At 44.3% G+C, this 23806-nt stretch carries 23 protein-coding genes and 1 rRNA gene; 11 read left to right on the top strand and 13 right to left on the bottom strand.

The features are described 5' to 3' along the window. Positions 1-8 precede the first annotated feature (8 nt). Positions 9-120, top strand: a 5S ribosomal RNA gene (gene rrf, locus ABIN91_RS04185). 69 nt (positions 121-189) lie between these two features. Here the strand turns inward: rrf and ABIN91_RS04180 are convergent. The 4 genes from ABIN91_RS04180 to ABIN91_RS04165 all read right to left on the bottom strand — a co-directional run bounded on the left by ABIN91_RS04180 (position 190) and on the right by ABIN91_RS04165 (position 2936). Beyond that, positions 190-453: a luciferase family protein gene (locus tag ABIN91_RS04180; RefSeq protein WP_348048766.1), complete on the bottom strand. Its 264-nt coding sequence runs from the start codon at positions 451-453 to the stop codon at positions 190-192. Between the two features lie 154 nt (positions 454-607). Beyond that, positions 608-1525, bottom strand: a complete 918-nt coding sequence (locus ABIN91_RS04175) for a hypothetical protein (protein WP_348048764.1) — start codon at positions 1523-1525, stop codon at positions 608-610. Positions 1526-1555: 30 nt separating this feature from the next. Next, positions 1556-2377: a DCC1-like thiol-disulfide oxidoreductase family protein gene (locus ABIN91_RS04170; protein WP_348048762.1), complete on the bottom strand. Its 822-nt coding sequence runs from the start codon at positions 2375-2377 to the stop codon at positions 1556-1558. Positions 2378-2429: 52 nt separating this feature from the next. Continuing rightward, on the bottom strand, positions 2430-2936 hold the full coding sequence (locus tag ABIN91_RS04165) for a helix-turn-helix domain-containing protein (protein ID WP_348048760.1): 507 nt from the start codon (positions 2934-2936) through the stop codon (positions 2430-2432). A 109-nt stretch (positions 2937-3045) separates the two neighbouring features. Here ABIN91_RS04165 and ABIN91_RS04160 point away from each other — a divergent pair, with 109 nt between their 5' ends. Together ABIN91_RS04160 and ABIN91_RS04155 are read left to right on the top strand one after the other, a co-directional pair. Next, on the top strand, positions 3046-3843 hold the full coding sequence (locus tag ABIN91_RS04160; protein ID WP_348048758.1) for a HipA family kinase: 798 nt from the start codon (positions 3046-3048) through the stop codon (positions 3841-3843). After that, on the top strand, positions 3821-4204 hold the full coding sequence (locus tag ABIN91_RS04155) for a DUF3037 domain-containing protein (protein WP_348048756.1): 384 nt from the start codon (positions 3821-3823) through the stop codon (positions 4202-4204). Before ABIN91_RS04160 ends, ABIN91_RS04155 begins: the two co-directional genes overlap by 23 nt. A gap of 57 nt (positions 4205-4261) precedes the next feature. Here ABIN91_RS04155 and ABIN91_RS04150 read toward each other — a convergent pair whose 3' ends face one another. After that, positions 4262-6373: a molybdopterin cofactor-binding domain-containing protein gene (locus tag ABIN91_RS04150; RefSeq protein WP_348048754.1), complete on the bottom strand. Its 2112-nt coding sequence runs from the start codon at positions 6371-6373 to the stop codon at positions 4262-4264. Further along, positions 6370-6840 carry a (2Fe-2S)-binding protein gene (locus ABIN91_RS04145; RefSeq protein ID WP_348048752.1) on the bottom strand — a complete coding sequence of 157 codons (471 nt, stop codon included), beginning with the start codon at positions 6838-6840 and terminating at the stop codon, positions 6370-6372. Before ABIN91_RS04145 ends, ABIN91_RS04150 begins: the two co-directional genes overlap by 4 nt. Positions 6841-7382: 542 nt before the next feature. Between ABIN91_RS04145 and ABIN91_RS04140 the strand changes: the two genes are divergently transcribed. Beyond that, entirely contained in the window at positions 7383-10625 is a 3243-nt protein-coding gene (locus ABIN91_RS04140; RefSeq protein ID WP_348048750.1) for a family 78 glycoside hydrolase catalytic domain, read from the top strand. 135 nt (positions 10626-10760) lie between these two features. Here ABIN91_RS04140 and ABIN91_RS04135 read toward each other — a convergent pair whose 3' ends face one another. The 4 genes from ABIN91_RS04135 to ABIN91_RS04120 all read right to left on the bottom strand — a co-directional run bounded on the left by ABIN91_RS04135 (position 10761) and on the right by ABIN91_RS04120 (position 14528). Continuing rightward, the gene (locus ABIN91_RS04135) at positions 10761-11648 is read right to left on the bottom strand and encodes a helix-turn-helix transcriptional regulator (protein ID WP_348048748.1); all 888 of its coding nucleotides are present in this window, start codon (positions 11646-11648) and stop codon (positions 10761-10763) included. 65 nt (positions 11649-11713) lie between these two features. Continuing rightward, positions 11714-13129 carry a coniferyl aldehyde dehydrogenase gene (locus ABIN91_RS04130; protein ID WP_348048746.1) on the bottom strand — a complete coding sequence of 472 codons (1416 nt, stop codon included), beginning with the start codon at positions 13127-13129 and terminating at the stop codon, positions 11714-11716. 38 nt (positions 13130-13167) lie between these two features. Further along, entirely contained in the window at positions 13168-13932 is a 765-nt protein-coding gene (locus ABIN91_RS04125; protein WP_348048744.1) for an SDR family NAD(P)-dependent oxidoreductase, read from the bottom strand. 32 nt (positions 13933-13964) lie between these two features. Beyond that, positions 13965-14528: a DUF1569 domain-containing protein gene (locus ABIN91_RS04120; RefSeq protein WP_348048742.1), complete on the bottom strand. Its 564-nt coding sequence runs from the start codon at positions 14526-14528 to the stop codon at positions 13965-13967. A gap of 72 nt (positions 14529-14600) precedes the next feature. On the opposite strand from ABIN91_RS04120, the gene ABIN91_RS04115 reads away from it, so the two are divergent. Together ABIN91_RS04115 and ABIN91_RS04110 are read left to right on the top strand one after the other, a co-directional pair. Next, a complete protein-coding gene (locus ABIN91_RS04115; protein ID WP_348048741.1) occupies positions 14601-14768 on the top strand; it encodes a hypothetical protein in 168 nt (55 codons plus the stop codon). 64 nt (positions 14769-14832) lie between these two features. Beyond that, a complete protein-coding gene (locus ABIN91_RS04110) occupies positions 14833-15231 on the top strand; it encodes a hypothetical protein (RefSeq protein ID WP_348048739.1) in 399 nt (132 codons plus the stop codon). Between the two features lie 68 nt (positions 15232-15299). Here the strand turns inward: ABIN91_RS04110 and ABIN91_RS04105 are convergent, their stop codons facing one another. Together ABIN91_RS04105 and ABIN91_RS04100 are read right to left on the bottom strand one after the other, a co-directional pair. Then, the gene (locus ABIN91_RS04105) at positions 15300-15521 is read right to left on the bottom strand and encodes a hypothetical protein (RefSeq protein WP_348048737.1); all 222 of its coding nucleotides are present in this window, start codon (positions 15519-15521) and stop codon (positions 15300-15302) included. Between the two features lie 22 nt (positions 15522-15543). Then, complete coding sequence (locus ABIN91_RS04100) at positions 15544-16389, bottom strand: universal stress protein (RefSeq protein ID WP_348048735.1); 846 nt, start codon at positions 16387-16389, stop codon at positions 15544-15546. Between the two features lie 144 nt (positions 16390-16533). Between ABIN91_RS04100 and ABIN91_RS04095 the strand changes: the two genes are divergently transcribed. Both ABIN91_RS04095 and ABIN91_RS04090 read left to right on the top strand, forming a co-directional pair. After that, positions 16534-18021 (top strand): L,D-transpeptidase family protein, encoded by a 1488-nt coding sequence (locus ABIN91_RS04095; protein ID WP_348048733.1) that lies wholly within the window; start codon positions 16534-16536, stop codon positions 18019-18021. 29 nt (positions 18022-18050) lie between these two features. After that, the gene (locus ABIN91_RS04090) at positions 18051-18935 is read left to right on the top strand and encodes a universal stress protein (protein WP_348048731.1); all 885 of its coding nucleotides are present in this window, start codon (positions 18051-18053) and stop codon (positions 18933-18935) included. A gap of 59 nt (positions 18936-18994) precedes the next feature. Here the strand turns inward: ABIN91_RS04090 and ABIN91_RS04085 are convergent, their stop codons facing one another. Then, positions 18995-19126, bottom strand: a complete 132-nt coding sequence (locus ABIN91_RS04085; protein ID WP_348048780.1) for a hypothetical protein — start codon at positions 19124-19126, stop codon at positions 18995-18997. Here ABIN91_RS04085 and ABIN91_RS04080 point away from each other — a divergent pair. The 3 genes from ABIN91_RS04080 (at position 19064) to ccoN (ending at position 23805) form a co-directional block, all read left to right on the top strand. Then, entirely contained in the window at positions 19064-21436 is a 2373-nt protein-coding gene (locus tag ABIN91_RS04080) for a heavy metal translocating P-type ATPase metal-binding domain-containing protein (protein WP_348048778.1), read from the top strand. The two genes, ABIN91_RS04085 and ABIN91_RS04080, sit on opposite strands and share 63 nt — an antisense overlap. After that, complete coding sequence (gene ccoS / locus ABIN91_RS04075; protein ID WP_348048729.1) at positions 21433-21612, top strand: cbb3-type cytochrome oxidase assembly protein CcoS; 180 nt, start codon at positions 21433-21435, stop codon at positions 21610-21612. The genes ABIN91_RS04080 and ccoS overlap by 4 nt, the downstream gene beginning before the upstream one ends. A 63-nt stretch (positions 21613-21675) precedes the next feature. Beyond that, the gene (gene ccoN / locus ABIN91_RS04070; protein WP_348048727.1) at positions 21676-23805 is read left to right on the top strand and encodes a cytochrome-c oxidase, cbb3-type subunit I; all 2130 of its coding nucleotides are present in this window, start codon (positions 21676-21678) and stop codon (positions 23803-23805) included. Position 23806 lies beyond the last annotated feature (1 nt).

Genomic DNA, 23806 nt, shown 5'->3' with positions numbered 1-23806 from the left:
AAAATCATTCAGGTGCCTATATCGGCGGTGTCTACCTCTTCCCATTCCGAACAGAGAAGTCAAGCCCGCCAGAGCCGATGGTACTGCGGTAAAACGTGGGAGAGTAGGTCGGTGCCCAATCTTAAAGTTAAACCCCCATCATTTATTTGGTGGGGGTTTCTTGGTTTGTAACAAATTGCCGGGGAGGGACTATTTACTATATTTCAAATAGGCCATCCGCAACAAGTCAATCGCGTAAGCAACATCTTCTTCCTTCTTAATATAGAAACTTATCCAGCCCGAATTGTTAAATACATGGTGATCATTAATTAAACCCTGATTCATCAAATCGTATTTTATCTGCCTGCTAAATAATACATCCAGTAAACCATTGCTATGTACATGGCCAATCTCTTTGCCATTATAATTAAATTGAACTCCACCATACCTATGCATACCAATTGATACCCCCATTCCATCCAGATACCTCGCGTTCCAAATTATCCAGGTATTTCGCCAATGATGGATTAGTAAGCAACAAACACAATTTAAGCTGGCTATCAAAAATATGTGCCACTAGCGGAATTGATTTAAAAAGCCTAAATACTTCACAACAAAATTGAACATCTTATTTTTCGCTTAGTTCTTTAATATGCTCCATTACCCTAAAATGCACATTCCGCGTGATACTCTGAGCCCAAACATCATAATACCAAACCGGGAATACATATAGCTTATACCAGCTATTGCCGGTAAGCGTGGTAGTGCCATTGCCATTATCCGTTAATAAAAACTGTCCGCGAAGTATATCTATGTGTCCCATAATTTCGGGGTCGCGTGGTTGGTCAATAATATCAAAGGTCAAATCCTTATTGGTGTTATAAGTCACAATTTTTTCACCAAATGTATAACCATTGCTAAATATGCATTTACGCCCGGCACCTTTATAGTAGCCTGTAACTGTTGTAGCTATAGGGCTTGGCATACCAATTTTAAAAAGCCAGAAACTATTTTTCTGTTTGATAGGCTCAAATGCCACCACATTTTTCCAAACCTTATCCGGACTTGCTTTAATCACAATGCTGTCCGATACCATATTTTTATACTCATGTTTAGATAGCGAATCCACAATAAAAATGAACCCTAATAATGCAATAACGCTTACATTCAAATTCTGATCATCTCGTTTAAACATTGCACGGCCTATAAATGCCCCGGTTATTACAAAACCAAAAATCAAAGGAGATACAATGATGAGGCAAATGATTCCCTCACTCAAAAAGACGGCACTTAATATAATAGCCAAAAAACTATTGAATAATGAGTTTTTGGTAAGTTGCCAGCTGGAGTAATTAAGCTCTTTCCAAAACCAGGCGCTTATTATGCCCATTAAAATTGGTAGAACAATAAATTCCGAGAATATTAAAGTGGGTGAACCCATTCCATCTCGGTTAATATAGTATTTGCTTAGTCCAACTACAACTAGCGTAAATAGGTTAGGCATTATATAACCCAGTGCATTGTTATTAAATATTTTATTTTTCATGATTTGTTTTGATTGAGATTTGTATGAAAACTATTGTAGTAAAAAGATCAACAACAAAACCATTAACCGGTAACAAACCCAGCTAATACTAAGTGCCCAACCGAGGCTCAACAAATGTGCCCTGCGGATATGCTCCAAAAACATCAAGCCGGCAACAAACAAAAAATATAATACACAAAATAAGGGTGCAATACCGAACAATTTTGCCATAAGCAATCCGGGTAAGAGTAATAATGCACCAGCAAAAGATATTGTCATCATATTACCTAAATAGCTCCACAATTTATCTTTTGCAATAAAGCTGATTATAATCCCTTGAAATAACATTTGGCCACCGCACACAATATACTCTCGGTAAGCAGATCCCTGAGGCAACAACCCATGCATTAACTGCACATAGCAGGTTAAAATGTATGATGTTACTGCCCAGGTAAAAAGCAGATAAGCAATCCTATACTTTAACTTGAAACTTGGCTGGTACAAAAAAGCATCATGTTTATCAGCCGGAATAATAACCCGGCGATTGTATGATATAAAAGCATAAAACTTGCTCATTATCCAAACAAAGGGTGCAAAAGTAAACAACGGCTTTAAAAATGGAATAGCCTGCCCCAATATTTTGAATAAGCTTTTTATGCCATAGCTTACTTCTCCGGTAGCTTTATTAACCAAGGCTATTTCGTTAACGGCACGTTCCCTGTCTAATAGAGGGTATGCATCTGCTGTTAAGTGTTGATAGGCCATTCTACCATCTTTTTCCAATAAACTGGTTCTAACAAATGCGCTGGTGTATAAACGGCACATAGGGCATTCGGCATCAAATAATATCAAATGATTGTTTAAGGTTTTCATTATTATCAAGATTGAATTTTCAGTAAAAATTGAAATATATGGTGAAAAAAATCTATTTAAAGATTTTTAAAATAGAACCCCAAAACCAACTCTCTTCAGCCTTAAGCATGGTTTCCAAAGTCTTATCCACGTTTTTAGCCAGCTTATTAATATCCGTTACCGATTGGTTAAAGGTTTTAAAAGCAGGGTCTTTAACATCTCCTTGCACTTTTGATAGTTCATCTAAAATTTTAATTACCGGGTCAAGCTCCCTCTTCCTGCGTTCTTTGGCAACTTGCCTTGCTATATTCCAGGTATCTTTATCAGCATAAAAATATTCTTTGCGTTCGCCGGCTTTGTGCTGCTTTTCAACCAGGCCCCAACCTATTAGATCGCGGAGCGTCATATTGGCGTTTCCACGCGATATGCTTAATTCTTCCATGATCTCTTCGGTAGTCATCGAATCCGGCGTAATAAGCAATAAAGCATGCACCTGCGCCATAGTACGGTTTATACCCCATTCCGAACCCAATTTGCCCCAAGCCTCAATAAATTTTAGTTTCGCTTCTGCTAATTCCATATACAAATATAGTCATATAATTAAACTTTCAAAATGTATTGAAAGTTTATGAGGAAAAATTATTCTATCGTCGCTAATTCCTAATTTATCATAAATTTGGAATATAATCATGATTTACACTGTACCCCAACTCCGAACCGTAAACGTAATGCGTTATGTTACGCCTTTGCGTGAAGGCGGTTCGCTCCCCGCCATTGCCGAAGCCGATGATGAGTTTCTATATGTACTCAAATTTCGAGGCGCGGGCCAGGGCGTAAAAGCCTTAATAGCCGAATTGATAGGCGGCGAAATAGCACGTGCCTGTGGCCTAAAAATTCCGGAATTAGTGTTCGCCAATCTTGATGCTGCTTTTGGCCGTACCGAACCCGATGAAGAAATTCAGGATTTGCTTAAAGCAAGCGTAGGCCTAAATCTGGCGTTGCATTACTTAGCCGGAGCTATCACTTTTGATCCTACAGTAACAGCATTGGATGCTAAACTGGCTTCGCAAATAGTGTGGTTGGATTGTTTATTAACTAATGTAGACCGTACACCACGCAACACCAATATGCTGATATGGCATAAAGAACTTTGGTTAATAGATCACGGAGCAGCGTTATATTTTCACCATTCCTGGGATAACTGGGAAGAACAGGCGAAACGTCCATTTGCGCAGGTCAAAGATCACGTACTGCTTCCCCGCGCAAGCGAGCTGGAAACAGTGGATCAGGAATTCAAAGCTATCTTGACTCCTGAATTAATACGGGAAATAGTTGGGTTGATACCCGATGAATGGTTGCTGCGCGAAGATCAAACCGATACCGCCGCCCAGATGCGCGAAGTATACGCCCAATTTTTGATCACCAGAATATCCGTATCACAAATATTTGTAAACGAAGCGCAACATGCCCGAGAATCACGTATTTGAGTATGCCACCATCCGCGTTGTGCCCAGGGCAGAGCGCGAAGAATTCCTGAATGTTGGGGTGATCTTATATTGCCCAAAACAAAAATTCCTGCAAGCCATGATCGTGATCGATGTAGCTAAGCTAACCGCATTTTCATCGCATTTAGATATTATGGAGCTAGAACAAAACCTATGCGCATTTGAACGGATCTGTAATGGCGCAAAAGAGGGAGGCCCCATAGCTACGCTGGATATTGCCTCGCGTTTCCGCTGGCTGACTGCTACACGAAGCACCATTGTACAATCTTCAAAAATACACCCCGGTTTAACCACCGATGCAAAACGAACACTAAACAGATTATACCACCAATTGGTATTATAAAAAAAGAGCGATGGATACCCTCATCGCTCTTTTCGCTATTGGTTACAACCAACAACATCAAGCCAGCTCAAAAGGCAATTTCCTATATCGCTTACCTGTAGCCGCAAAAATTGCATTACCAACTGCCGGAGCTACTGGCGGCAAGCCAGGCTCACCCAAACCAGTCGGCGCATCTTCCGATGGTACAAATTTTACGATAACCTCCAAAGGCGCATCCTTCATCCGCATAAATTTATAGGTATGAAAGTTCTTCTGCATCACAGCGCCTTGGTCAAAAGTGATCTTGCTAAACAGGGCATGGCTCAAACCATCCACAATAGCGCCCTGAACCTGGTTTTCGGCACCGCTAAGGTTAACCACCCTGCCACAATTAATGGCCGAATAAACTTTGGTTACCCTTAACTTACCATTGGTTTTAGTGATCTCGGCCACATGTGCCGCATAGGTATGAAATGAGAAGTATGATGCAAAACCGTAATAAACATTAGGCCTGGTATTTTTACCCCACTTACTCATTTCGGCAACAAGGTTTATTACACTTTTAAATTTGTCGATATCATAACTAACCTGTCCAACAGGTGCGGTTTTGGCTTTTTCCAAAAGTTCTAATCGCAAAGCGATCGGGTCTTTTTTCATTTCGTGAGCAAGCTCATCCATAAAGGTTTCATCAGCAAAAGCAGCCACATTACTTGTAGGTGCGCGCCACGGACCCATTTGTATATTGGTTTTAACCGAATGGTTATCATGCCTGAAATGCGGAATAGTAGCGGCAGGGAACCCATTAGGTACCGAAGCCCCACCAAACGAAGCCGAACTTACATGCCAGCCATCAAGCGTATTATCTTTGCCAATAACTGCTTTATATTTATACATGGCCGGTGCGCGGTAAAAATCGCCTTGTATATCATCTTCACGTGTCCAAAACATTTGTACCGGGCATTTGGCTGCTGCCGATATCAAAGCAGCCTCTACACCGTTATCCGGACGTAATTTACGGCCAAAGCCACCACCCTGGCGTGGCATACCCAAACTCACATTCTCTTCCGGGATATTCAGCGCCGCAGCCACAGAAGTCCGCATATTAGCCGGAACCTGTGTAGGCCCATAAAGCTCACATTTGCCATCCCTAACATCAGCAAAAAAGTTAATTGGCTCCATTGGCGCGTGCGATAAAGCCGGGCACTCATAAATGGCTTCAATCACTTTACCGCCGCCTGCAAAAGCAGTTTCAATATCACCATCATTACGGCCGGGCTTTTCACTTTTTTTCAATATCATTTCCTTAAAAACGATATCATGCTCGGTTGTACTTTCCAGTTTGCCGGTATCTTTCCAAACTACTTTCAGCTTATCCCTGCCTTTTTTTGCCGCCCAGGTTGAGGTAGCCAAAACAGCTACAACATTACCAGCCTTAACCACATTTTTAACCCCGGCAACCTTACGTGCCTCGGTATCATCAAAAGAATCTAATGATTTGCCAAAAGCCGGCGGTCGTGATACCATCGCGAAAAGCATTCCCTCACGGCGGGTATCCATACCATACAAAGGTTGTCCGGTAACTATCTTTTTGTTATCAACATTGGCAACACGTGTGCCTATAATTTTAAAATCTTTTGGGTCTTTTAATTTAACATCGGTAGGCACAGGTAACGTAGCCGCTTTGGCAGCCAGATCACCATAGCCTATTTTCTTACCGCTTGGCTTATGTATTACAAAACCATCCTCAGCATAACATTCGCTTTCCGGAACATTCCATTGCGTAGCAGCAGCACTAATCAGCATCACACGTGCTGTTGCTCCCGCCTGTCTTATCGGTGTAAAACGGCTGCGTATAGCACCGCTACCACCTGCAACCTGGTTACCATATTTTTTATCCAGCGGAGCCATTTCTACATAAACAGAATCCCACTTTACGTTCAGCTCTTCAGCTAATATCATAGGTAAGGCGGTTTTTACTCCCTGACCAATTTCCGGGTTCGGGGCCATCAGGGTAACCAAACCTTTAGTATCTATAGTAATATAAGCATTGGGTGTAAACACAGCGCCTTCGGCAATATGCGCTGGTATTTCGGCTTCGCTTAACAAGCTAAAGCCAACCATTATGCCGCCACCGGCAATGGTAGTGATCCGTAAAAAATTACGTCTGGATACTGGTGCTTTTACTATCATTTGTGGGCGACTCCTTTCTTAGCTGCTGCCAAATGGATGGCTTTACGTATCCGCGCATGTGTACCGCAACGGCAAATATTATCCATGTTGGCATCAATATCCGCATCGGTTGGGTTAGGGATCCGCTTTAGCAAGGCCGCCGCCGCCATAATCTGGCCCGACTGGCAATAACCGCACTGCGCCACATCAACCTCCTCCCATGCTTTTTGCAAAGGATGATCACCCGTAGCGCTTAAACCCTCTATCGTAGTGATTTTATTGGCACCTACTGCCGCTATCGGGAACGAGCACGACCGTATAGCCGCGCCTTCCAAATGTACGGTACAGGCACCACATTGGGCAATTCCGCAACCAAATTTGGTTCCTACTAAATTCAAATGATCGCGCAAAACCCATAATAAAGGGGTATCGGCATCGGCATCAACAGCAAGCATCTTGTTGTTAATGTTAACGTTGTATTTAGCCATAAAAAGTAATTTTAATCTAAGCTATCACTAATGCAAAACATTACAAAGTATAAACGGCTAACATCTAAAATATTACATTCACTGATATCAAATCAGGGATACGACTCAATATTTGTTTAAGATATTAACTCACTCAAATATCATCACTACAAAGGCGCAATCTACAATGGCAATTGGCAATTTTGGAAGCGCAATTGGCATATTAAATAAATGTGTTTACCGATTAAAAGTAAGCAGCCGCGCATGTTTAATATGATTATGTGGTTTGCCATTTAAATGATTTATGTATTGCAAAACCGTAACTGCGGGCTACTTTAGCCATAATTCTGTTCGCAAGCCTTCAAAAGTTTTAGCATAATTGCGTTTGAGCATCATTAATGGTAAAGTAACTAGATCTTGGATTAATTGTCAACAATACATTACATTTGGTTTTACCATTAACCAGGAAGGTTAATGGTTTTCTTGACCAATTAGACCAAATTTGTAAATTTCTTATCTCTTCATTGGAAAAAATTGTACATTTCTTCTTCTATCATTCTCATATGTGCAAAATTTCTAAAATCGTCATTCTGTTTTTTTTGCTGAATGCTCATTTCTCATACGTTGCGGGTCAATCCAAAATAGTACCAGGCAAACTAAAATGCGAATTACGAATCAATCCCCTGGGGGTTGATATAAGCAAGCCCGGTTTAAGTTATATCCTGCAAAACATTGATGCCAAAACAAGGGCGGTCGGGCAAAGCGCTTACCAGGTACAGGTATCCAGTACACCCGATTTTAAAAATGGCGGCGATCTGTGGGATTCTAAAAAGGTAATGAGCGATCGTATGGCTTATATCGCTTATCAAGGTAAAGCTTTAAGATCAAGTCAGCAATGTTGGTGGAAAGTACGTGTATGGGATCAAAATGGTCAGTCATCTGCATGGAGCCAGGCTGCTACCTGGACAATGGGTATCATGAGTTCTGTAGATTGGCAGGCAAAATGGATCAGCGCTGAAGGTGCAGATAAGTATGCATTATCGCCGGTAGGTTACAAGTCCAAAAATACCGCTAATGGTGATGAGTTGAAATGGGTGCAGATCGACCTGGAGAAACCACAGCCGTTTTCGGAAGTCAGGTTATATCCCACCTTTTTTGAGGACCGCGCGGCTTTTGGCTTCCCTGTTCGCTTTAAAGTGGAATTATCTGACGATCCATCTTTTAAAACAAGTGTTATACTGGCCGATTATTCAGCTCAGGATTTTAAAGCACCAGGTTATGCGCCTGTACACATCTACCCAAAAAACACAGTAAACGGCAGGTATGTGCGGATAGCGGTTAATAAAATGACCCGGACCGGATTTTCTTTAAGGCAGATCGAGGTGTGGTCTTCCGGTAAAAATATCGCTGCGGGTAAACCCGTACAAGCTTTGGATAGTGAGAATGACAATGGTTTTAATAAGGATAACCTGACAGATCGGGTGGAAGACTATAGTACCTTCCCGAACTATTCTTCGGTAATGCTGAGAAAAGAATTCGGGGTTAAACCGGCGCTCATTCGTGCGGTTATCCATATCAGTGGGCTTTCTGAATACGAATTAAATATTAACGGCAAAAAAAGCGGACGGCAACTACTTACACCGGGATGGACGAACTATCGCAAAACGGTACTTTATGATACGTATGATGTTACCCGCCAGCTTAAAAGCGGTAATAATGCCATGGGTATCATCTTAGGCAACAGCGTGTATAATATCCAACCGGATACTTTGCGGTATGTGAAATTCATTACCACTTTTGGACCGGCAAAGGCCATGGCACAGTTGCGACTTGAATATGCTGATGGGTCTGTTAAGACCATTGGCACAGATAAAACATGGCAGGTTTCGCCCGGCCCAATTACTTATTCTAATTTATACGGCGGTGAAGATTATGACGCGAACCTGGAGCCAGTTGGCTGGAATAAACCCGATTTTAAAGCCGGCAATAGCTGGGCCTTTGCCATTGAAACGCCGGGACCCGGAGGGATATTAAAAGGGCTTTCCTGTTCGGCACCACCCATAGAAGTGATCGATCGTATCAGGCCCGTTAAAGTAACCCGAATTAAAGATAATTTATGGCTTTATGATTTTGGGCAAAATGCGTCCATGATGCCAGAGCTAAATATAAGCGGGCCTAAAGGTTCATCGGTACGGATGATACCTTCGGAGCTTTTAGGGAAAAATGGTTTGGCGGACCGGACTTCGGCTACTCAAAACGGTGTCAGGCCGGCCTGGTGGCAATATACATTAGCCGGAAAAGGGCAGGAAAAGTGGTTGCCGAAGTTCTTTTACCAGGGTGCCCGGTACTTGCAGGTAGAGTTATATCCAGCTACGATAGGTGGAGAACTACCTAAAATCAATGAACTTACTGATGCTATTGTACATTCTTCATCAACACCTGTTGGAAATTTCGAAAGTTCAAATACCTTATTTAACCGCATATATACCCTGGTGCGCTGGGCACAGCGCAGCAATATGATGAGTTTGATGACTGATTGTCCGCAAAGGGAAAAAATGGGCTGGCTGGAAGAAAACCATCTTAACGGCCCTTCGTTGCGGTATAACTTTGATATGGCACCTCTTTTTCGGAAGACGATGAATGATATGTTTGACGCGCAACTGGATAACGGTTTTATACCCAATATTGCCCCGGAATATTTCATCGCGGGATCGCCTGATCTGACTAATAGCTTGCGCAACTCTCCGGAATGGGGTGGGTCGTTCATTATTGTACCGTGGCAGCAATATTTGTTTTCGGGAGATATATCCCTTTTGCAGCGCTATTATTCAAGTATGAAACGTTATATAGGGTTTTTATCAGCTGAAGCAAAAGATCATATCATCTATACCGGGCTTGGCGATTGGTACGATATTGGCCCTAAAGAACCTTGGGGGTCGCAATTAACGCCGGTATCATTTACCGCGACAGCCATTTATTATTATGATAACTGGATCATGTATAACATTGCCAAACAATTAGGTAACGAAAAAGATGCCATAGCATTTAAAATGGAATACGAACAGATCCGGATCGCTTTTAATAAAACCTTTTATCACCCGGAAACAGGATTATATGCCACGGGTTCGCAAACTACAAGCGCTATGCCTTTGTTTTTTAATATCGTTGAACCTGAAAACAGGCAGAAGCTATTGGACGCGCTGATAAATGATATCAGGAAGCACAATAATAGTTTTACTTCAGGTGAAGTAGGCTATCGGTTCGTGTTAAGGGCCCTGGCCGACGGCGGCCGCTCGGATGTGGTTTATGATATGAACAACCAGTCGGATAAACCGGGATATGGTTACCAGCTTAAAATGGGCGCAACAAGCTTAACCGAAAAATGGGACGCGGGTGTCGGTAATTTTGGATCACAAAATCATTTTATGTCGGGCCAAATTAACGAATGGTTATTTAATGATCTGGTCGGGATCTCCCCGGACGAGGACGGGCCTGGCTTTCGGAAATTTGTTGTCAAGCCGGCATTTTTAAAAGATATGGAATGGGTAAAAGGTTCTTTTAAGTCTATCAGCGGTGATATAAAAAGTGAATGGAAAAGATCAGGAGATCGGATCATTGTTGATGTTACTATTCCGGTAAACACCATAGCAACTGTTTATCTACCTGGAAATGATCCGTCAGTAGTTTCAGAAGGTACAGGTTCTGCTGCTAAAGCAAAGGGCGTAACATTCATCACGAAAAACGATGGACTCCTAAAATTCCAGGTAAGCTCCGGCAATTATCATTTTATCTTGAATACCAAATAAATTAGGACAAGCGCTACATCCCTGGGTGGTAGGTAATTGTTGAGGAACTGGATTAATTTTTATTAGTAAATAGCCGTATAAATGCGATCTTTTACGCTTGCACCAGTTATTAATGCATTTTTTATGATCGTTTATTTAACTTATATACTGAGTTTTATAAGATTTTGGCGACATGCCCGTTTCTCTTTTAAATAGCCTGGAAAAGTAGGACATGTTCTCAAACCCTAAGGCATAGGCAATTTCAGATACCGCTTTGTCATTTGCAGTCAACCTGTTCTTCGCTTCATTTATCAGTGCTAAATGAATAAGGTCCTGAGCGGTTCTGCCGGTTTCAATTTTCAACAGATCGGTAAGGTAACGACGTGAAATATGGAGTTGATCTGCCAGGTAAGCCACACTTGGCAAACCTTTATCAAGCGACCCGTCTTTAATATACTTGAGTAAAACCCTGTTAAATTCGGTAACGGTTTTTCCCGATAGTTGTTTTCGGTTGATGAATTGCCTTTTATAAAATCTTTCTGCCAATTTCAGCATCGAATTAATGCTGGCTAAAATGATCTCCCGGCTAAATTCATCTTCGTTATTATTATACTCCATTTCTATGGCATTAAAAATATTCCAGATAATTTTCTCTTCCTTTGGTGCCAGGTGCAGGGCTTCATTGGCTTCGTAGTCGAAGAAAGAATATTTTTGAATCTCCTGGTGTAAGCTATGTCCATTCAAAAAATCTTCATGAAAAAACAGGATATACCCGTCCTCTTCAAATTCCAAATTTCTCATTTCGATCACCTGGCGGGGCTTCAGGAACACCATTGATCCCTTTTCGTGGTCAAGTTTAGTACGGCCGTAAATCATAAACCCCGCCTTTACCCGCTTTAACCCGATCATATAACAATCACTGGTATACTCCGGGTGGTTTATCACCATATTTTCTTGTATCCTGACCAATCCGATCAGTGGATGCTCTGGCGGTGCCATACCGTTGGCGCGCGCCATTTCACTAATAGATTTAAAGTGTTGCATAGTATGCTATTTTAAGATGATCAATTTAATATAAAGATATGATCTAAAGTATGTAACCCCGATCGTTACCGAAGAAAAAGCCTGATCAGTTTATCAGTAAGACTTCCAAAAGGGGCATGTAGCAGGTCCATACCATTCCAGCGTCCCTGCTCGTATATGCCCTTGGCATGACTCAGCGTGCGGAAACCCTCTATTCCATGATATTGCCCCATGCCGCTTTCTCCAACTCCTCCAAAGGGGAGATCATCCTGGGCAATGTGTGAGAATGTTCCATTGATGGTAACATTGCCAGAGGTAGTGCGAGTCAGCACTTTTCGTTTATCGTCATTATCGTTACCAAAATAGTAGAGTGCCAGTGGCCTTGGCCGTCTGTTTACATAATCAATAGCATCATCAATAGAACGATAAGGAAGTATAGGCAATATAGGGCCAAAGATCTCCTCATGTGCAACCTTCATGGCATCGGTTACACCCAGTACAATTGCTGGAGGCATGGTGTGCGGCCGGCTCAATGCATCACCAGGCCTGTTACCAACTTCAATAACCTTTGCTCCATGTGTGCGGGCATCGTCCAATAATTCCTTTAATATGGCATATTGTTGCTCGTTCACAATCGATGTATAGTCTATGCCTGTCGGACCTTCCGGATAAGCGGTTTTTACGCCCTTGTCGTAAGCCTTAATGAAGGCATCAATTTCAGTTTCGTGTACCAGCGCATAATCAGGCGCTATACATGTTTGCCCCCCACTAAGCAATTTTCCATATACGATACGGGATACAGCCTGGTCATGCGAGTACCCTTTAGCGATAATGACCGGAGATTTGCCGCCCAGTTCCAGTGTAACAGGCACAAGGTTCTCGCTTGCCGCCTTCATTACAGACCGCCCTACTGATGTACTGCCGGTGAAGACAAGATGGTCAAAATGTAATTTAGAAAATGCTGCACCATCGCTATTTACAAGCGTCACTTGCTCTTCCGGAAAAACATCCTTAAACATGGCTTCGATCACCGCATTAGTTGCAGGCGTAAACTTGGACGGCTTAAGGATTACCCGGTTACCCGCAGCAATTGCAGTTACTACAGGCATCAATGATAAATTAATGGGGTAGTTCCAGGGTGATATAACACCAACTACGCCAAGTGGCTGGTATTCCACACGGGCTTTGCCAAGCCGCATGTGCAATGCTACATGGCGTCTTGTTGGCCGCATGAATTTGCGAAGATGGCGATCCAGGTATTTAATACCTTCAATCACACCTAAGATCTCTACGATGTCCGTCTCGTGCCGTGAGCGATGGCCAAAATCAGTATTGATCGCGTCTTCGATCTCTTTTTTCCTGTCAATCAATGCAGCTTTAAACTTTTTCAGATCAGCCCTGCGCTGTTCAAGTGTGGGTGCGCCGTCGCGCAAAAAGGCAGCGCGCTGTCTATGGAGAATATTGCTGAGTTGATCAGCATCCGTTGTTGTTGTGTTAGCCATTTGATTTAATTTTTGAATGTCCGACTAAATGCGATCTGTTATTTGAGCAGTTTTGCGTTTTTTGCAGTATTAATTAGTCCGTATGCCATTTTAGGGGCAATCCGGTTTATCAGGTATACCAACTTGGTGTCGCCAACACGTATGGTAAACTTATTCTTTTTAATACCCGCGATCAGTTCATTGATCAATTTCTCAGGAGGGATCCCTTTTGCTTCAAGGCCTTCCGTCATGCTTGTTGCTACTACAGGAGGCAAAAGCTCAAATACCTTAACCCTGCTGTTTAGTATCTGCAAATGATCTCTTAACGACACCGTATAGAAGCATATTGCCGCTTTGCTGGCCGAGTAGGTCGGGGCCAAATTAAATGGAACATAACTCAGCACCGATGATGTATTGATGATGGCAGCTTCTTTTTTTGATTTCAACATTTCGATAAAAAAGTTGGTCAAGCGAATTACTCCGAGATAATTAATATTGATCTCGTTTTCTGCTGCTTCAAAATGTTTATCATTTGCTACACCTAAATTCGCCGGTCCGCTCATTACACCGGCATTATTGTATAAAATATCAATCCCGCCAAGTTCCTTAATCTTATCAAAAAGTAATTGCGCATCGTTGGCATCGGCTACATCACTTTGTATCGCGGTTATAGCTGGATACGATTTTTTGACAGCATCTAATTTTGCCTGGTTCCTGCCCGTGATAATTACTTTGGCTCCATTGGCCAGAAACTGTTTTGTTGCTTCTAATCCGATACCTGCGGCACCACCTGTGATCAATATTGTTTTTCCTTTTAATTCCATGATTTTTATAATTTTAAATTGGTTGATACTATTTATACACCGAATTGGTTTAAATGATAATCGATATGCATCGTCAGCAGCCTGCCCCATTTATTATCACTCATGCGACCGAAAAAAGGGTGGGGCCCCCAGTTCGCTGTGGTTTTACTGTTACACGCTTTAGTTATTATTTCGAGCAGTAGTTTTTTCTCGTGCTCAAAGTCAAAATGTTGTTTTGGCGGTATTTTAAAAGTTAGGGGTACTTGCAGTCCTTTCGGTTGTACTGAAAGCACGTCTATCAATAACCACTTAAATAAGGTTCTTGACAGGAGGTAACTTTCATCCGGAAGATCAAAATATTCTAATGCACTGCCGGTTGCCAGGTTAAGATGATGCAGCATTTGATCGGGTGTCATCGTTCCCCATTGCCTTTGGGATTGTGGGCTAAGGTTATTAACCCTGCTGGTTAACGTTTGCAGCATCTTCGGCGAAAAGAAATCCCTTCCTTTTATTCGTTTCACAAAAGGTTCTTTTAATGTACCCTTAATGATCGGCCAGGTACTCGCTATTAAATACCTGTTGATGATGTTTCTTTTAAGTTTCGCTTTGGGTGACATTTTTATGCTTTTATCTTCTGATGATACAAATGTAGCCCGATTAAATGCCTGATTTGTAGTACAAAAGGAGGAATGTCTAACACAAAAAAACCATCTGCGACAGGTTTGGGGTTAAGCATTGTCAAATGTTCCGTTGAACTGATAAAGGGTACGGTGAGCTTTGATATTACCCTTGGCTTAACCACTTTCAAGATCATCCTACCACTTACACAGCAAACAGAAAATGATCAGCATCACTGACCGTGATGCTCTGCGTCAATATTTCTGACCATCACTTTGACGACCTTGCCCAAAAATCAAATCTATGGATACCGCAATTTCATTATCTACCCGTTCTCTACAGTTTTTCGTATTAGGCAGACGTTGGCAGTCGGACCTGGAGTTCTTTAAGTTAGAAACGAACTTTTTGCAACGCCTGATCAGAGAATATACGCTTGATCTGCCGGATAGCGCCCTGCTGAAGATAGCGGGCAGGAACCTGATCAAACTAAAGGAAGACAGCCGCCAAACAGATGTCATTCTGGATGAACAGTTGAAACAGTTGGAATTGATGGCAGAGGATATCATCCCGGAGAACACAGCTGAGATCAGTGTTGTTCAGGTACAACTTGAATACCTGATGGTCAATCTGACCAAGGAATATCGGGCCGTTAAACGCGAAATATTTAAGCTGATCGAAGGGTCATCGTTGAAAACAACCTGATCACCGGCTAAGCATACAAATATCTCCCGCATAAATTGCGGGGGATTTACTATCAACAAAAGCCGTTGCTAAATAGCGAACTCCTTTTCTAAAAAGAAGTTCCGTCCGTCATGTTCCCATTCCAGTGCGGCTTTCCAATGGCCTGATTCCAGACCATCAATAACAATGTCAGCTACTTGCCCCTTGTCTGTATTAAAAGGCAAGTACTTACTTTGAAGCGGACAGAGCGGGCTGCTTAACCTCACCCGGCCTTTGACAGGGTGACAAAAATAAAACCGAAGCGTTCTCATAATCTGTTTTTTAAGCATTCACCTATTTTGTGGGGAAGATCAGAAGCGGTAATTTCTGCCTCGATAATGCATCCCTTGTTGTACTATGCTGGAACAGCCGTTTCAAATAAGAATATTGGTGATGGCACAAGGCCAGCAATCCCGGATCGGATCCATTACAATAGCTTTGGAGGCGATCATCGATATCCTTTCCATTGACGATCTTGTAATTGATCTGGTCGAAGTTGAATTTGGCTACGCGCTTTTTGAAACTATCCTGTTTTTCCAGGTCCTTCGCTTCCTGATCACCAGACTGATGAACGTGAACAATATCGATCCCGAAATTCAACAGTTTTCCCAGGCTGGTCAGAAAATGCACCGGTTCTATTTCAGCCTCATCAAAGGTGGTCGCGAAAGCAACTTTTTCAATAGGTTGATAAACATGACCGGAAGGGAACACTAAAATAGGTTTAGAGGCATGTTCGATAATAGCCGTGATCTCACTGCTGAAGAAGAAATGGCTGGTGAAACCATGATCACCTTCACCCATCACGATCATTTCAATATCACGGGTTTTGATGATCTCGTTCACATTATCGGCAAGGTCCCCTTCACAGCAGATGGTATGCAGGCCAGGCTTGTGATCCGTAGGCATATTCCCGATGATCGCTTCCAGTGCTTCCCGCTGGTGTTCCATACTCTTTTTGTTCTGTTCCTCTTCCCAGCCCAGCTCACTACTTACATAGGCCCCGCCCGCGTAAAACGCCGGAACCGGCATCAGGATCTGGTGATGGCATAAAAGAACGTTAGCATGCATATTTGAGGCTAAAACCACAGCCGTATTTCCGGCATTGTCCGAGAAATCGGTTAGTACCAATATTGTTTTCATGATCTTGGTAATTAAGTAATTCGTTATACAAATTTGCGGGAAGTACATGGAACACCCTATGATCCTGATCACTTTAGTTATTGATGTTGAACATATTGTAAGAATTCTCAAGATCCGGAATTGTGCGTATCATCATCCGAACGGGTGACGGTCATCACTATTAATTATCCCTTTCCTCATCAACTTTACATCAACAATCATTTGAAAATGAAAAAGTTGATGATCGTATTCCTCGCAGCCGTCCTGATCGCCGGCTTGCAACAAATGGTCCATGCACAGGAACGGGTATCACCCGACACCTCGGTGGCGGCCATTATACAAAAACAATTCGGCGAACGTCAGGTATCAGCCTCCCTGTATTATCCGAGCGCAGTTAAACGTTTTTATACGGCCCGTCAATTCTCCCCGGTATGGGTCGTTAAACAAAAGAACCAGAAAAGTACCTGGGCGGCTATGCTCATGATCGATTGCGTATTGCAATACGGTTTGGCGCATGAGGACTATCATCCCAAAGAGTTACTATATGATAAACTGCACCTAATTCTGGAGGAACCGGAAAAGATCACTAATCTGCAAAAAGCGCGTTTCGATATTATTTTAACGGACGCGATGATTAACCTGGTGAATAACCTGCACTTTGGGAAACTCAACCCTTATTACACTTCCGCCAGGATAGACAGCGAAATGATCAATGGTTTCGATGCCGCCCAGGTGCTCACCTTAGCCCTTGGAGAGGCCGACCTGATGAACAACATCAACGCGGTACAGCCCCGTTCAAAACAATACCAGGACCTGCAATACCAGATGTACCTGATCAAGGAGGTTTATACCGGAGATTGTTATGAAACGCCTGAAGCCGATGTACGCAGGATCGCGATCAACATGGAGCGGCTCCGCTGGGTCGGTATCGAAGGTGACAGTTATATTCAGATCAACATTCCCTCTTACAGTTTGACCTATTACCGCCCTGATACAAGCTATCAGTTCAAGGTCGTGGTCGGTAAACCCTCTACACCTACACCGACTCTGGAAAGTATGATCACCCATTTTACGAGCGCTCCCGAATGGAAGGTGCCTGCTAAAATATTCAGGAAGGAACTATTGCCCAAAGCCATTAGGGATACTGCATTTTTAATGAACAATCATTACGCGATCTATGACCGTCAGGGAAGATTCGTAGATGACCGGGCCTCACTGCTTTTGGTCAAAAAGAATCCGGAGAATTACTACATGACGCAGTCTTCGGGTTGCGATAATGCCTTGGGCCTGGTCGTATTCCGGTTCAAGAATATTTACGATATCTACCTGCACGATACCCCTGAACAAAAGCTGTTCGCTAAAAAAGAACGGGCTTTCAGTCATGGATGCATCCGCGTGGAGCAGGCCCAAAAGCTCGCCGCGCTTCTGTTGAACCATGACGGTACGCCCGGTAAGATCTTCACCTTGCTGCAGGCGATCAATAATTACCAGACAAAAAACTTTGTACTTAAAACCCCGGTACCGATCAAAGTCACCTACCTGACCTGCGAGGTCATTAACGGTTACCCGGTCGTTTACAAGGATATCTACGACCTGGACGAGCGGCTTGAAATGCAATTGTACAACATCGGGCAGAACCTGAGCAAACGCTGAGTATCCATCAAACACTAAATAAGAAGACCATGAAAACCATTATCGTTCCCACAGATTTTTCAGTTGCCGCGAACAACGCCGCCCATTATGCCGTCCACCTGGCCAAGGCATTGAGAATGGATATTACACTGTGCCACGCCATTGATAAAGTACCCGCTGATACCCCGCTGGCAGAACATGTGGTTTGGCCGATGGAAAGTTATGCATCGCTGAAAAGGGAAACTACCGCGGAATTGAAACTACTTGCCGAGCAGCTAACGCATGAAGATGAGCTGGTGTCTAAAAATCCGGCGAACCGCGTCAGGCTGGAATCTCTGAGTATCGGGGGGCAGCTATGCGAGGTCGCGGAAGATATCGTTAACCAGAAAAAAGCCTCATTGGTGGTCATGGGCATGTCGGGGCACGGCGCGATCGGACAGATGGTGTTTGGCAGCAATGCCCGGCTGATCGTTGATGCCGCGACCTACCCGGTACTGATGATCCCGCCCCAACGGGTATTCCGCCCTATCCAAAAGATCGCCTTTGCGACCGACCTGGACAAAGGAGATATGGACCTGTTACAAACGGTTTCCACATTGGCCGGGCATTTTAATGCAGAGATATTGTTAGCACATGTTACCAGAGATGAACAGCCGACCGGGAATGATAAACGCAGGACCGAAGATTTTCTAAGCATGATAAGCAGCAAGGCGCTATATCCCAAGATCTATTACAGGCATGTGAAAGGCCACACTGTAGAGCAGGGACTGAACTGGCTTAATGCGCACGGCGATGTGGATATACTGGTGATTGTACACCGGAAGGAGGGCTTTTTCAAAAGATTATTTGAGGGCAGCCATACCCAAAAGATGGCGCATCAATGTGCTATTCCACTGCTTGTATTGCCGGAAGGGCTATCACTCACGCATTTCTAAACCGCTGGGTATGGAATAAAAATGATGCGGATCACTTTTCAGGGGAGCAGGGGTCACTTTTATGTATCGCGCTGCATCGCATCTTTGATATCAATTAATTCCTTAATATGCAGACAGATACTATAACAATTGCCTTCTGCTACCATTGCGGTAATGATCTCGTTGAGGCCGTTCACAGATTGGACGAGCATAGCTTTTGTTGCTCTGGTTGCAAAAGTGTTTACCAGATACTCTCAAAAAGCGGCTTATGTAATTATTACCGTTACAACGACCACCCCGGTGCTAACAGGGCCCGGGTGGATAAACGCTACGCATACCTCGATGAACCGGCGATCATTAAAGACCTGATCGACTTTCAGGACGATCAGGTTACTACCATTACCTTTTACGTCCCTTATATCCATTGCAGTTCATGCATTTGGTTACTGGAACAGATCAACAAGATCGATCCGGCCATTTATTACAGCAGGGTCGATTTTTTAAAGAAGCGGGTCCAGATCCGGTTCGATAACCGAGAGATCTCGTTGCGGAAAGTAGTCGAAACCATGGCCGATATCGGCTACGAACCCCTGATTAGTTTGCAGGATGTGGTTAAAAAGCAGGCCGGTGTCAATTCGAACGGATTGGTCAAAAAGATCGCTGTCGCCGGGTTCTGCTTCGGCAATGTGATGCTGCTAAGTTTCCCTGAATATTTCGGCCTGTCGGGTTCGATGCAGAACTTTCAGTATTTCTTTGGCTGGCTCAACGTCCTTTTTGCGATTCCGGTATTGCTTTACAGCGGCCGCGAATACTTTACTTCGGCCTGGAATAACCTGCGGAACGGCGTGTTGAATATCGACTTTCCGCTGGCGCTGGGCATCGCTGTCCTCTTCCTGCGTACCGTTTTCGAGGTATCCACGCATTCCGGCGCAGGCTTCGCAGATACGCTTTGCGGCCTGGTCTTCTTCCTGTTGGTCGGAAAGTTCGTCCAGCAGAAAACCTATCACCACCTTTCTTTCGAGCGAGATTACCGGTCCTTTTTTCCCGTTGCGGTACATACGCTGGTCAACGGACTTGAAAAGCCCGTCCCATTATCCGAACTGAAGACCGGGGACAGGATATTGATCCGCAACAGCGAGATCATTCCTGCCGACGCGATCCTGTTAAAGGGAAAGGCCTGTATCGATTTCAGTTTCGTGACCGGTGAAGCGCTACCGGTAGCGCGTGTGCTGGGTGAGATCGTGTACGCCGGGGGCAGGCAGATGGGTGAAGCCCTGGAACTGGAGGTGATCAAACCGGTATCGCAAAGTTACCTCACCCAGTTATGGAATAACGAAGCTTTTACACGGAAACAGGACAACCGGATGGGTACCTTCAATCAAAAGGTAAGTAAATATTTTACGTACGTGCTTTTACTGATCGCGTTCGCATCCCTGATCTGGTGGCTGCCGACGAACGTGAACAGGGCCATCGCGGCATTTACAGCCGTCCTGATCGTCGCCTGCCCCTGCGCGTTGGCCTTAAGCACCCCATTCACCATGTCGGCAGCTTTGAGCGTTTTCGATAAGAACGCCTTCTATTTAAAGAATACGGCGGTAGTGGAACAAATGGCCCGGATCGATACGATCGTTTTCGATAAGACCGGGACCATCACCAGCCCGGCTGATCAGCATGTCATCCTTTATTCCAAACTGGATGATGCAAGTAAACAATTGATTTATAGCGCCTGTAATAATTCGACGCATCCCCTTAGTAGGCAAATCTGCCAGTTCCTGGGTAATATCGCGCCCATCGAACCATCGGAGTATACCGAGATAGCTGGGCAGGGTATTTCGGCCCGGATCAACGGCCATATCGTGCTCATCGGTAATCACAAACTGATCTTCCACGGGCAGGTGGACCAGGATGCAGGCCTGTTCACTAAAGTACACCTGAAGATAGATGAATATTACGCCGGTTATTTCAGCTTTAAAAATCAGTTCCGTAAAGGACTGGATCAACTGTCCGAACTCCGCAAGCGTTATGATATTTATTTGCTTTCCGGTGATAAGGATCATGAACTGGAGTTGTTGACCCGTTTTTTCCCCGATCAGAACTCCATGTATTTCGGACGTTCCCCGCAGGAAAAACTCGATCTCATCCGCTCACTGCAAGCCGAAGGAAAGATCGTGATGATGATCGGCGACGGTTTGAACGATTCCGGAGCATTGAAACAAAGTGACCTGGGCATTGCCATAACCGATAACGTCAACAATTTTTCGCCGGGCAGCGACGCGATCCTCGATGGAAGCGCCTTTGATAAACTATCGCTCTTCCTGCGTTTTTCCAAGGATACGGTCAAGATCATTCACGCTTCGTTCCTGATTTCCTTATGCTATAACCTGTTTGGATTGAGCTTTGCGGTTACCGGCAGGCTTTCCCCCTTGATGGCAGCGGTACTGATGCCCGCAAGCACAGCCACTATCATCGCCTTTACCAGTATCGCCGCGCATATAGCGGCCAAAAAAAGAAGACTGCTATGAACATAATTTTTTTTCTGATCGGTTGCAGTGTGCTGCTTGCCCTGATCTTCCTCGGCGCTTTTTTCTGGGCGCAAAACAGTGGCCAGAACGATGACCTGTACACACCCTCAGTGCGAATCCTGCTGGATGATGAGTTGACCGAACCGAAAAATGACCCGGATCATATTAATTCATAACCGCTGTCATTCCCCGGGCAGATTAGCCCGGCTAATTTTACACCATTCATCAAACTATAAACTATGCAGCTCGAAAAGTTTTACTACGACAATAAGATCGTCCGGAATTTTGGTATCGCAACGGTGATCTGGGGTATCATCGGCATGACGGTGGGCCTGCTCATCGCTATCCAGTTATATTCGCCCGGCGCGAACATGGGCAACCAGTACACCAGTTTTGGACGGATACGCCCCTTGCATACCAACGCGGTGATCTTCGCCTTTGTAGGTAACGCCATTTTTATGGGTGTTTATTATTCACTGCAACGCCTACTTAAAGCCAGGATGTTTAGCGATGCGCTTAGCCAGATCCATTTTTGGGGATGGCAGCTGATCATTATTTCGGCGGTTATCACTTTGCCGCTGGGTTTTACAACCTCTCACGAATATGCTGAACTGGAATGGCCGATCGATATCGCGATCACGTTGATCTGGGTGGTTTTCGGTATCAATATGTTCGGTACGATATTCAAAAGGCGAGAGCGGCACTTGTATGTGGCCATCTGGTTCTATATAGCCACGTTCGTTACCATCGCGGTATTGCATATCGTTAACTCTGTCGAGTTACCGGTTTCGGCTTTCAAAAGTTATATGGTTTACGCCGGTGTACAGGATGCACTGGTACAATGGTGGTACGGGCACAACGCGGTCGCCTTTTTCCTGACCACGCCATACCTGGGTATGATGTATTATTTCTTACCTAAAATGGCCAACAGGCCTGTTTACTCTTATAAGCTCAGTATCCTCCACTTTTGGGCGCTGATATTCATCTATATTTGGGCCGGGCCTCATCACCTGTTGTACACCACCTTACCGGGCTGGGCGCAATCTTTAGGTGTGGCTTTCTCTATCATGCTGATCGCACCAAGTTGGGGCGGTATGATCAATGGATTGTTAACTCTGCGCGGTGCCTGGGATAAGGTACGTGACGACGTTGTTTTAAAATTCATGGTGGTCGGATTGACCGCTTATGGTATGGCCACGTTCGAAGGACCAATGCTTTCGCTGAAACAGATCAATGCTGTGGGGCACTTTACGGACTGGATCATCGCGCACGTCCATGTCGGAGCTTTGGGCTGGAACGGCTTTCTGACCTTCGCCATCCTGTACTGGGTGATCCCGCGTATTTACAAAACCGAACTTTATTCTAAGAAGATGGCCGCCTTCCACTTTTGGATCGGCACGCTGGGTATCCTGTTCTACGCGGTCCCGATGTATTGGGCCGGTTTTACCCAGGGTTTGATGTTAAAAGAATTCACGCCGGAAGGCATGTTGAAGTACCCGAATTTTTTGGAAACTACGATGCGGATCATCCCGATGCACGTAGTACGCTCCGTAGGAGGCGGCATGTACCTTTTGGGCGTGATCGTTATGGCATTCAATCTTTGTAAAACTGCTTTAAAGGGTAAATTGTTAGCCAACGAAGCGGCCGAGGCGATGCCGCTGGCACCGTTGACCGTTGAGCCTGCCGAAAAAGCACACTGGCACAGAGCCCTTGAACGCAAACCTATCCAGTTCATGATCTTATCCCTGCTGGTGATCCTGATCGGTACGTTCATCGAGTTGATGCCGACACTGACCATATCATCAAACATACCAACGATCGCGAGTGTAAAACCTTACACGCCGCTGGAATTACAGGGCCGGGACCTCTACATCAGGGAAGGTTGCTCTAATTGCCACTCACAAACGGTGCGACCGTTCCGTTCGGAAACCGAGCGTTACGGCGAATACAGCAAGGCCGGCGAGTTTGTTTATGATCACCCGTTTCTTTGGGGATCGAAACGAACCGGACCCGATCTGCAACGCGAGGGTGGTAAATACGGTGATTCCTGGCACTATAATCATTTAATGGATCCACGTCTGATGTCGCCGGGAAGCATCATGCCTAATTATGACTGGCTGATCAGTCAGAAACTGGATACCAGCCTCACCGCAGCCAAGATCAATGCGATGCGTACGCTGGGTGTGCCCTATGCTCCGGGTTATGAAAAAATAGCCAACCGTGAGCTGGCAGCGCAGGCCAAAGGGATCTCCGATAATCTGTACAAGGATCATATCAAGGTCAAAAGTGATAAGGAGATCATCGCGATCATCGCTTATATCCAGCGTTTGGGTACAGATATTAAAGCCAATAAAACACCTAATAAATAAG

It is taken from the genome of Mucilaginibacter sp. (assembly GCF_039921305.1).
GTDB lineage: Bacteria > Bacteroidota > Bacteroidia > Sphingobacteriales > Sphingobacteriaceae > Mucilaginibacter.
This window is presented reverse-complemented; position numbering and strand designations above follow the sequence as displayed.

Coding starts and splice junctions, on each gene's coding strand:
- ABIN91_RS04180 (WP_348048766.1), bottom strand. CDS start 453: ATGGGGGTATCAATTGGTATGCATAGGTATGGTGGAGTTCAATTTAAT.
- ABIN91_RS04175 (WP_348048764.1), bottom strand. CDS start 1,525: ATGAAAAATAAAATATTTAATAACAATGCACTGGGTTATATAATGCCT.
- ABIN91_RS04170 (WP_348048762.1), bottom strand. CDS start 2,377: ATGAAAACCTTAAACAATCATTTGATATTATTTGATGCCGAATGCCCT.
- ABIN91_RS04165 (WP_348048760.1), bottom strand. CDS start 2,936: ATGGAATTAGCAGAAGCGAAACTAAAATTTATTGAGGCTTGGGGCAAA.
- ABIN91_RS04160 (WP_348048758.1), top strand. CDS start 3,046: ATGATTTACACTGTACCCCAACTCCGAACCGTAAACGTAATGCGTTAT.
- ABIN91_RS04155 (WP_348048756.1), top strand. CDS start 3,821: ATGCCCGAGAATCACGTATTTGAGTATGCCACCATCCGCGTTGTGCCC.
- ABIN91_RS04150 (WP_348048754.1), bottom strand. CDS start 6,373: ATGATAGTAAAAGCACCAGTATCCAGACGTAATTTTTTACGGATCACT.
- ABIN91_RS04145 (WP_348048752.1), bottom strand. CDS start 6,840: ATGGCTAAATACAACGTTAACATTAACAACAAGATGCTTGCTGTTGAT.
- ABIN91_RS04140 (WP_348048750.1), top strand. CDS start 7,383: ATGTGCAAAATTTCTAAAATCGTCATTCTGTTTTTTTTGCTGAATGCT.
- ABIN91_RS04135 (WP_348048748.1), bottom strand. CDS start 11,648: ATGCAACACTTTAAATCTATTAGTGAAATGGCGCGCGCCAACGGTATG.
- ABIN91_RS04130 (WP_348048746.1), bottom strand. CDS start 13,129: ATGGCTAACACAACAACAACGGATGCTGATCAACTCAGCAATATTCTC.
- ABIN91_RS04125 (WP_348048744.1), bottom strand. CDS start 13,932: ATGGAATTAAAAGGAAAAACAATATTGATCACAGGTGGTGCCGCAGGT.
- ABIN91_RS04120 (WP_348048742.1), bottom strand. CDS start 14,528: ATGTCACCCAAAGCGAAACTTAAAAGAAACATCATCAACAGGTATTTA.
- ABIN91_RS04115 (WP_348048741.1), top strand. CDS start 14,601: ATGTCTAACACAAAAAAACCATCTGCGACAGGTTTGGGGTTAAGCATT.
- ABIN91_RS04110 (WP_348048739.1), top strand. CDS start 14,833: ATGGATACCGCAATTTCATTATCTACCCGTTCTCTACAGTTTTTCGTA.
- ABIN91_RS04105 (WP_348048737.1), bottom strand. CDS start 15,521: ATGAGAACGCTTCGGTTTTATTTTTGTCACCCTGTCAAAGGCCGGGTG.
- ABIN91_RS04100 (WP_348048735.1), bottom strand. CDS start 16,389: ATGAAAACAATATTGGTACTAACCGATTTCTCGGACAATGCCGGAAAT.
- ABIN91_RS04090 (WP_348048731.1), top strand. CDS start 18,051: ATGAAAACCATTATCGTTCCCACAGATTTTTCAGTTGCCGCGAACAAC.
- ABIN91_RS04085 (WP_348048780.1), bottom strand. CDS start 19,126: ATGCTCGTCCAATCTGTGAACGGCCTCAACGAGATCATTACCGCAATG.
- ccoS (WP_348048729.1), top strand. CDS start 21,433: ATGAACATAATTTTTTTTCTGATCGGTTGCAGTGTGCTGCTTGCCCTG.
- ccoN (WP_348048727.1), top strand. CDS start 21,676: ATGCAGCTCGAAAAGTTTTACTACGACAATAAGATCGTCCGGAATTTT.